The sequence below is a fragment of the Synechococcus sp. B60.1 genome (assembly GCF_047462555.1).
Lineage (GTDB): Bacteria > Cyanobacteriota > Cyanobacteriia > Thermostichales > Thermostichaceae > Thermostichus.
Genome location: NZ_JANSJN010000014.1, coordinates 25,240 through 32,489 on the forward strand (window position 1 = coordinate 25,240; position 7,250 = coordinate 32,489).

The 7,250-nt window shown below is 59.0% G+C and carries 6 protein-coding genes; 3 read left to right on the plus strand and 3 right to left on the minus strand.

What is annotated here, in order from left to right:
* The first annotated feature begins 102 nt into the window (after positions 1 to 102).
* Positions 103 to 1,239 (plus strand): GDP-mannose 4,6-dehydratase, encoded by a 1,137-nt coding sequence (gmd, locus tag NW863_RS02975; RefSeq protein ID WP_414364277.1) that lies wholly within the window; start codon positions 103 to 105, stop codon positions 1,237 to 1,239.
* A 170-nt stretch (positions 1,240 to 1,409) separates the two neighbouring features.
* On the plus strand, positions 1,410 to 2,021 hold the full coding sequence (rpsD, locus tag NW863_RS02980) for a 30S ribosomal protein S4 (protein WP_011430362.1): 612 nt from the start codon (positions 1,410 to 1,412) through the stop codon (positions 2,019 to 2,021).
* Positions 2,022 to 2,292: 271 nt separating this feature from the next.
* On the opposite strand, the gene NW863_RS02985 is transcribed toward rpsD, so the two are convergent.
* The 3 genes from NW863_RS02985 to NW863_RS02995 all read right to left on the minus strand — a co-directional run bounded on the left by NW863_RS02985 (position 2,293) and on the right by NW863_RS02995 (position 6,276).
* Positions 2,293 to 3,690 (minus strand): TolC family protein, encoded by a 1,398-nt coding sequence (locus NW863_RS02985; RefSeq protein ID WP_414364278.1) that lies wholly within the window; start codon positions 3,688 to 3,690, stop codon positions 2,293 to 2,295.
* Between the two features lie 545 nt (positions 3,691 to 4,235).
* Positions 4,236 to 5,231 carry a heme o synthase gene (locus NW863_RS02990; RefSeq protein WP_414364291.1) on the minus strand — a complete coding sequence of 332 codons (996 nt, stop codon included), beginning with the start codon at positions 5,229 to 5,231 and terminating at the stop codon, positions 4,236 to 4,238.
* Between the two features lie 52 nt (positions 5,232 to 5,283).
* A complete protein-coding gene (locus NW863_RS02995) occupies positions 5,284 to 6,276 on the minus strand; it encodes a COX15/CtaA family protein (protein ID WP_414364279.1) in 993 nt (330 codons plus the stop codon).
* 389 nt (positions 6,277 to 6,665) lie between these two features.
* On the opposite strand from NW863_RS02995, the gene NW863_RS03000 reads away from it, so the two are divergent.
* Positions 6,666 to 7,250, plus strand: a 585-nt coding sequence (locus NW863_RS03000) for a cytochrome c oxidase subunit II transmembrane domain-containing protein (protein WP_414364281.1), incomplete at its 3' end; no start/stop codon positions are given.

The following is a 7,250-nucleotide window of genomic DNA, read 5'->3' on the forward strand; positions in this document are numbered from 1 at the left end:
TAATGTCTTAGCTTTCAAGTCTCTGCTTCGAGATCTGAGTTTTGCTATTGGACTTGAGCCACTTCGCTGCTTAGACTTTTCCCGCTCTTTGCCCCCAACTCTATGACCCAACGTGCCTTAATTACCGGCATCACCGGACAGGATGGCTCTTATCTGGCCGAGCTGTTGTTGCAAAAAGGCTACGAAGTCCACGGCATCATCCGCCGCGCCAGCACCTTCAATACTGACCGCATTGACCACCTCTACGTGGATGCCCACGACCCCAGCGCCAAGCTGTTTCTCCACTATGGGGATCTCACCGATGGCACCACTCTGCGCAGGATCCTGGAACAGGTGCAGCCGACGGAGGTGTACAACCTAGGGGCCCAATCCCACGTGCGGGTAAGTTTCGATAACCCGGAATACACCGTCGATGCAGTAGCCATGGGCACCCTGCGCCTCCTGGAGGCCATCCGCGACTACCAACAACGCACGGGGATCCGGGTGAAGTTTTACCAGGCGGGATCCTCGGAAATGTTTGGGCTGGTGCAGGAGATCCCGCAAAAGGAGACCACCCCCTTCTACCCCCGCAGCCCCTACGCCTGCGCCAAGGTGTACGCCTACTGGCAAACAGTCAACTACCGCGAAGCCTACAACCTCTTTGCCTGCAACGGCATTTTGTTTAACCACGAAAGCCCACGGCGGGGAGAAACCTTCGTTACCCGCAAGATTACCCGCGCCGTCAGCCGTATTGTGGCCGGCAAGCAGGACAAGCTTTATCTAGGTAATCTGGATGCCAAGCGGGACTGGGGCTATGCGAAGGACTACGTCGAGGGGATGTGGATGATGCTGCAGCAGCCCCAGCCGGACGACTACGTGCTGGCTACTGGCGAAACCCACAGCGTGCGGGAGTTTGCCGAACGCGCTTTTGCTTTGGTGGGCATGCCCATTACCTGGCGGGGATCCGGCCTGGAAGAACAGGGGCTCTACAAAGATCGCGTGCTGATCGAGATCGATCCCCGCTACTACCGCCCAACGGAAGTGGAGCTGCTGTTAGGGGACGCCTCCAAGGCCAAGCGGGTGCTGGGGTGGCAGCCCAAGGTGACCTTTCCCCAATTGGTGGAGCTGATGGTGCTAGCCGACCTGGAAGCCATTGGCTTGGATCCGGATCCCATCTTGGGGGAACGGCGTACCCTCAACGGCCTACTCAGCGAGGATCGCGCCTTCATCCGCACCCAACTGGGGGTTCGCTGCAACTAATGGTACCGGCTGGATCCCCCAAGTCAACCCAAAAAACAGCTCTCACCCCTTGCTTAAAGGAGGGGCTAAGACCTTAATATAGGAGATCGCCAATTCTTTTAGCGTACGGCCAGCGCTTTTGCCTGTGCTCTTCTGCTGAGTATCTTTGCCGATTTCGGAGAAACGCCCGCATGTCCCGCTACACAGGTCCCCGCCTAAAGATCATTCGTCGCTTCGGGGGACTTGATCTGCCCGGTCTGACTCGCAAGCGCCCCAAAAATACCAATCCACCCGGTATGCACGGGGCAGAGCGCAAGAAAAAATCCGAGTATGCTATCCGCCTAGAAGAGAAGCAGAAGGTTCGCCTCAACTACGGGGTGAGCGAGCGCCAGATGCTCCGCTACATGCGCAAGGCGCGGCGCTCCAAGGGATCCACCGGGCTAGCCCTGCTGCAGATGCTGGAGATGCGGCTGGATTGCATTGTCTTTCGCCTCGGCATGGCTCCAACCATTCCGGCAGCCCGGCAGTTGGTGAGCCACGGCCACATCGAAGTCAACGGCCGCAAAGTCACTATCCCCAGCTATGGCTGCAAAGTTGGGGATGTAATCACGGTAAGGAACAAGGAGTCTTCTCGCAAATTGGTGGCCGCCTACGCCGAGTATCCGGGACTGTTCCTGCCCGATTACCTGGAGTTTGACAAAGAGAAGCTGCGCGGACGTATCAAAGAACTGCCTCCCCGCGAGCAAATCTGCGCGCCAGTGAACGAGCTGCTGGTCGTCGAGTTCTATTCTCGTAAACTCTGAGGATCCCTTTTGCCGCCATTGCGGATCGTGGGGAAACTTCAGGAGCTAAGCCCGGAGAGGGCGATTTTTCTCAGAGAAAGAGTCAGTACTTGGGGTGTGCTGAGTATATTAGGCGCTATCCCTCCCCACCCAGGTGGGGTATCCCGCACATTCAGAGGAAACGTTTCTCCACGTCATTATTACGACGCAACACTGTTGCCAACGCGCCGCTCTAGCTCCCCTCTCCCAGAGGGAGAGGGGTTGGGGTGAGGAAGAAAGAACCGAGCAGAGATCAAAGCCTGCCGATGGCCCGCTGCAGTTGCACCAAGGCGCGGTTGTAGGCGATTACAGCATTGGAGAGGTTACCACGGGCAGTGGTAAGGGCAGCTTCGGCGTTGATCACCTCTGTTTGCGTGCCCACCCCCGCTTGCAGGCGCAGCCGGGCCAAGCGTAGACTCTCCTCTGCCGAGGCAATCGCCACCTTGGCCGAGTCGATCTGCTCGCGGCTGGAGCTGAGAGTGAGGAAAGCTTCTTCCACAGTGCGCTGGATTTCATTGCGGGTGCCGACGAAATTGCTCGCGGACACCTGCCCATCGATCTCAGCTTGGCGAGCCTGGGCAGACGCCTTTCCCCCATCAAACCAAGTCAAGGTGAAGTTGGCCCCGACCGAATAGCCGACATCGAAGCTGTCGCGGCTGGCGTCGAAATCGTTAACGGCATCGAGAGTGGCGAACAAACCAATCTGAGGACCGTTGCTGGCTTGTGCCAGGCGCACCCGAGCTTGGGCTTGTTCCAACTCTCGGCGTTGGCGCTCCAGCTCTTGTCTTTGGGCAAAAGCGGCAACAATAGTCTCTTCCAGGCTTAGATCCCACTCTCCCACCGGCTCGATGGGATCCCTGGCCAGCACATCGGTGGGGCTGGGAAAGTTCAGCAGTTCGGCCAGACGGCGGCGGCTCAGTTGTTGGGTGTTTTGGGCCACCAGTAGGGTTTGTCGATTGTTGGCCAACTCCGTCTCCGCCTGGAGAACCTCGAAGCGGGTACCTACCCCAGCCCGCTCTCGGGCTTGCGCATCCCGCAGGGTGGCTTCAGAACTGGCGACGGCAGCCTGGCTAATGGCCACTCGGGCATCGGCGCTCTGCAGATCATAGTAGGCGTTGGCCACAGCTTGTCTTACCGTCTGCAGGGTTTGCTCCAGTTGCAGTTCGGCGACGCGCAGAGCTTCTTGGGCCAGTCTCAGGTTTTGTTCCCTGATCCCGTTGTCAAAAGCGGTGTAGTCTAGCCGCACCACGCTAGCAGAGAGAGTGTGCGATTGGCGGCTGGGAGTGCCGCCGGGGGCAGGGGGTTCGCTGTACTGGTAGTTGGCACGGCTGGAAAGGGTGGGAGCAAAAGCTGCCTGCGCCAGGGCTACACCTGCTTTAGCCCGTTCTACAGCCAGCCTTGCCTGCTGCACCGCCGGGTTTTGGGCGACGGCGATCTCCAGGGCTTCTTGTAAAGACAAGCCCTCCGTCCGCTCGATGCGCACCTCCAAAGGGGATTGAGGCACCACCAGGTCTTCAGCCCTAGAAGCCCCCTGCAAGACCGGGGTAGGAGTGGCAGGGCGGGCCTCGGGCGGGAGCGATAGGGTGGGAGGCAGGTTGGGGGTGCGGATTGCCCGGCTATCTGGGAGGATCGAGGCAGCAGGGTCAGGCACTTCCCTCTCTTGGGCAAGGGCAGGTACAGCCCAGAGCAGGCTGAACAGGAGACCACAGGGGGCAAACCGGGTAAGGGACAGCCGGGATCCCGCTGAGCTTGGCTGCCGTTGAGGACGTCGAAGCCGGCCCCTAGCTAGACTCTGCATCGCCATCGTGTTGTCACTCTCAACATCACCTCTAGCAGTATCGCAAAGTAAACTGCCCACACTCATGCTGACACAGCAGAGTAGCCGGGTAGCCCCGTATTAAGCACTCCGCGCCGCTAGCGCGAGTAGGGCGGGGCGGAAAAGCCTTCGAGCGACTGGAGTCGCTCGCCAATGTTATGTTGTAATCTTAAGTCAGCACCTACCCCGGTGAAAAACCCGGACAGTGCCGAAAGCCAGTAAGTAAGCGGAACCTTGAGGCTTTGTCTCTAGGGGCCGTCTAGGGACGTCTTGACAGCGCCTTTACGAGTTCGTTGTTGAACTGCTTAAGAATCCCCTGCCTTTAGGCGCTGGGAGTGTCAATGTCCAAGTTGGTTGGGTACGTTGATCTGGTTAAGTCGTTAAGCCAGGGATCCCATTGTCCCAAAGTGGCTTGCCAGCGCCACCAGGGTGGTGTAAACCCCCTGAAGGGAGGCGAGAGCCCGCTCCCAGAGGATGTGGGTCAGCGACCACCTGTCCAACCCCATGGCGCCACACAACAGCAGCAAGTAGAGGTTAGCAAAGGTGAAGAGGGAGGCTGCCCGCTGCCGGTTGTGCGGTTCCTGGAGCAACTGCACCGCCTTCCAAATGAGAAGGGATCCCAGCAGCGCCGCCACACTCAAGTAAAAGGATCCCAGCACGTGCAGAGGGTAAACCAGCAGTAGACTGACTGGCACCATTAGCAGGGCGTAGAGGAGAATCTGGGCAGCAGTCGGCCTTTCTCCTGCCACCACCGGCAACATCGGCACCCCGGCGTGGGCATAGTCTTCTTGCTTTAAAATCGCCAAGGCCCAGAAGTGGGGCGGGGTCCACAGAAAGATAACGGCAAACATCACCCAAGCAGCCCAGCTCAGCTCACCGGTAGCCGCTGCCCAGCCCACCAAAGGTGGGATTGCCCCTGCTGCTCCGCCGATAACAATGTTCTGGGGGCTGGAACGCTTCAGCCAGTGGGTATAGACCCCTACATACACCAGGATCCCTGCCATGGCTAAGCCAGCAGCCAGCCAATTGGTAAAGCAGGCCAGTAGGCCAAAGGACATCACAGCCAGGATCCCGGCAAACATCAGGGCATGTCGGGCCCGAATGCGACCGGAAGGTAGAGGACGGTGGCGGGTTCGCTCCATCATCCGATCAATATCGGCGTCGTACACCATGTTGATGACATTGGCTGCGGCCGCCGCCATCCCCCCCCCCAAGAGGGTGACACCAAACTTGAAGGGATCCGTATTGCCCGCCATCCACATCGCTCCAGCCGTGGTCATCAGCAAGAGGGCGACGATCTTCGGCTTCACCAACTGGCTATAGCTGCGCAAAACCTGCGCCAGACTTTGGCGATGGCCAAAAGGGATTCCTGTCACCGTGTTCTGACAAGGATCTGGACAGTAGGTTTGAAGGATATCTGCCATGAAACTACTTGCCGTTCATTTCTGCGGCCGCGGCTACCCCCCGAAGGTTCCTTCCCCCAAGGCTATTGCTCATCCGCCAGGCCAGCACCGTAAAGCCCAGCAAGCACGCCAGCAAAGCTGCCCCAATCATCTGGTGGGCTACCGTCAAGGGCTCCACCTGCAGCCGGTAGCGATAGGTGAGAATGCCAACCCCCACTTGCGCCAGCAAAAGGACCACGGATCCATGGCCCAGCCGCTTGAGAATCCTTGGGATCTGCTGCCGCCGCCAACTTGTAGCCACCGCCACCAGCAACACTGCCAGCGTGGCCGGAGCCACCCCTAGCAAGTGACTGTTCATCACTCCGCACCGTTCACCAGAAGCAAAGCACTGGTGTAACGCCCATTGGGAAGCCACCAAAGCCCCAAGCAAGCTCTGGACGTACACCAGCAGCACTGCCCCCCAGCCGAGCCAGGGCAAGTAGCCAACAGAAGCTCTCCCCGCCTCAGAGGGAGCGACGCTTGGCAGGGCCAGCAATCCCAAGCTGAGTAGCGTGGCAAAAAACAGCAGGCCTGTGCCCAGGTGGGCCGTCACAATGTCAAAGCGCAACAACTCCGTTACCGTCAGCCCTCCCAGGATCCCTTGGGCCACGACCAAGACAAAAGCCCAGCTCAGACCCCAGGGCAGCCAAGCGGGCAAAGCCTGCCGCTTCCGCCAGGCAAACCCCGTTAGCACCAGGGTGGCCAAGCCCACCCCGGCAGCCACCAGTCGGTGAAACCACTCTAGAAACACCTGCAGGTTCATCTGCTGCGTCGGCACCAGCTCTCCATAGCAGAGGGGCCAGTCGGGACAGGCAAGTCCAGCATTCATGACTCGAGTGGCACTGCCTAGCCCCATCAACAGCCAAGTAGCCGCTGCTAAACCCAGCAGGGCTCGCCCCAGGCGCGGGGAAAGCTCCCCAGACGGCACGGGATCCGAAGCCGAAGAGGGGACGTGAGAGGGAGAAATTGAGGAGTCCATTGCAATTTGAAGAATCGAAATCTAGGGAGAGCAGTCCACAATCGGCACTAAAAAATGCGCGGAAGCAACAGTTAATAACTCGATCCCTCTAACCCCTTCCTATCCTGGGTGGTGCTTCTCTAGAGGCAGAGGGGAGACTCTCTTGCAACAAATCCTAAATGCAGCTTTGCAACGGGCGAAGGTTCTTAAGGATTTCTTTGGGCCAAGCTGCCCTTCCTCAGTAGACGGTGCCAACGCTCCGGCTGAAGATCCCGAAGAGATCCCTAAGATGGCCAATTCTCGCCGGCTCCTGGGATTTGAATAGAGAGGAGTCTAAGCCTGCTTGGGTTCTGTTTACAGAACCTGCTAGGGCAGGCACGTAGTGGTGGTAGCAGCGGGGAAAAGCAGCTGTGAGCGCGCTCAAGAATATCTTTTTGGTGGGGATCGGGGTGCTGTTGACCCTGGCCAGTCTCTGGTATGGCCAAAATCACCATCTGCTTCCGGAAGCGGCTGCTAACTCGGCTCCCTTGTTCGATAGCCTCTTCAACAGCACAATCACCCTCGCCACTGGGATTTTTTTGGTGGTGGAGGGAGTGCTTCTCTACTGTGCCTTTCGCTACCGCAAGCGGCGAGGCGATCGAGGAGACGGGGATCCCAACCACGGCAACGTGCTGCTGGAGATCGTCTGGACGGCGGTGCCGGCGGTGATCATCCTCTGGTTGGGCCTGGCCAGTCTCGATGTCTATCAGGCGGTGTATGGGGGTGCCGATGTTGGCGGCCACGTCCACGCGGCCATGGCGATGGGGTCTTCCCAGGATACGGAAGCAGGGGATCCGGGCTATGCTTACACTCCCGCGGTGCTGCCTGGCAAGGAGATGGGCCAGCCGGATCTGATTGTCCAAGTTCAGGGCATGCAATATGCCTGGATGTTCACCTATCCGGAATCGGGTTTGGTGGCCGGCGAGCTGCACCTGCCTCTTAACAAGCGGGTGCGC

Bases quoted from the DNA above. Each gene is read 5' to 3' on its own strand.
- gmd (WP_414364277.1), top strand. From the start codon at position 103: ATGACCCAACGTGCCTTAATTACCGGCATCACCGGACAGGATGGCTCT.
- rpsD (WP_011430362.1), top strand. From the start codon at position 1,410: ATGTCCCGCTACACAGGTCCCCGCCTAAAGATCATTCGTCGCTTCGGG.
- NW863_RS02995 (WP_414364279.1), bottom strand. From the start codon at position 6,276: ATGGACTCCTCAATTTCTCCCTCTCACGTCCCCTCTTCGGCTTCGGAT.